Here is a 995-nt window from a genome sequence, read left to right as displayed (position 1 = left end):
AGTCCGCGGGCGCCGGGGGGGCGGCGAAAGCGCTGGGCGCGGCGGGGGTGTCGTCCATGGGCGGCGGTGCGATCACGTCGGGGTCTCGGGGCGCGGGCGCGCGGCGTGGCCTGCGATCCTAACGCGGCGATGGCGGGCGTGCGCTGTCCGCGGCGCGGTTTCCGTCCCGATCTACGCAGGCGTTGTGGGGGCCGACCTGCGCCGGTGGTTCAGCGCGCCGCGCGCAGCAGCGCGTCCACGTCCAGCGCGTGGCCGGCGCGGGTGGCCTTGGTGCGCAGGTAGCCCTCGTTCTCGGCGGTGATGGTGCCGGTGACCGGAATGCGCTCGGTCACCTCGATGCCAGCCGCGCGCAGGCGCTCGGCCTTGTTCGGATTGTTGGTGAGCAGGCGCACGCGGCCGATGCCGAGCCCGCGCAGCATCGCCACGGCGCTGCCGTAGCGGCGTTCGTCGGCGCCGAAGCCCAGTTGCGCGTCGGCGTCGATGGTGTCCAGGCCGTCGTGCTGGTAGCCGTAGGCGCGCATCTTGGTGGCGATGCCGGTGCCGCGGCCTTCCTGGTCCAGATACAGCAGCACGCCGCCGCCCAGCGCCTTGAGCTTGGCCAGGCCGTGCCGCAGCTGATCGCCGCAGTCGCACTTGAGCGAGCCGAACAGGTCGCCGGTGAGGCAGGAGGAATGCACGCGCACCGGGACCGGCGCGCTCAGGTCGGGCTGGCCGATCACGATCGCGACCTGGTCGCGTTGCGCCACGCCGCCGCGGAACACCACGAATTCGCCAGGGCCCAGGTCGCGCAGCGGCACCTGGGTGCGGGTGACCAGGGTGTAGCTGTCGGAGGCGGCGAGGGCACAGCCGTGTTCCAGGTCGTCCAGGCGCAGCGACTGGCAGCCCTGGAAGGCGCTGCTGTCGGCGCCCAGGTCCGCCGCGACCATCGCCGGCAGCAGCAGGCCCAGGCGCGCGATCTCGGCGGCGCCGGCATCCAGCGCGTCGCCGGGCAGCCA

At 74.1% G+C, this 995-nt stretch carries 1 protein-coding gene; it reads right to left on the bottom strand.

What is annotated here, in order from left to right:
- Window positions 1-209 precede the first annotated feature (209 nt).
- On the bottom strand, window positions 210-995 hold a 786-nt coding region (ribA, locus tag D588_RS0118175), incomplete at its 5' end, for a GTP cyclohydrolase II RibA (protein ID WP_017916989.1).

Origin of the sequence: Xanthomonas sp. SHU 308 (genome assembly GCF_000364645.1) — a bacterium.
GTDB lineage: Bacteria > Pseudomonadota > Gammaproteobacteria > Xanthomonadales > Xanthomonadaceae > Xanthomonas_A > Xanthomonas_A sontii.
This window is presented reverse-complemented; position numbering and strand designations above follow the sequence as displayed.